Source organism: Monashia sp. HAY1-2A (assembly GCF_056755315.1).
Window position 1 is genome coordinate 1 of sequence record NZ_JBNDHY010000462.1, and the last position, 265, is coordinate 265.

At 38.9% G+C, this 265-nt stretch carries 1 protein-coding gene; it reads right to left on the reverse strand.

The window, feature by feature from the left end; genetic code table 11:
- Positions 1 to 265: fibronectin type III domain-containing protein (locus ACPYOM_RS22720; protein ID WP_481347700.1), on the reverse strand; the 265-nt coding region annotated here is incomplete at both ends.

Below are 265 nucleotides of genomic sequence, written 5' to 3' on the forward strand. Positions count from 1 at the left end.
ACCTGAACTTCATATGACGATTGCTCTGATAATCCATTGATTGTATAAGCATTTGATGTCAACGGAACAGTCGTCCATGTTGTAGAACCTAAAGGTCTGTATTGTAATATATACGTAGCTCCTACAGCAGGATCCCACATTACATAAGCAGATGTTGCTGTAAGGTTGGTCACTGTAAGGTTTAACGGAGCATTACTTGTACAAGCTATGGGCTGAATTAATTTTACCGCATAATCTTCAACCTCTCCATAGGTAAAACTTGTAC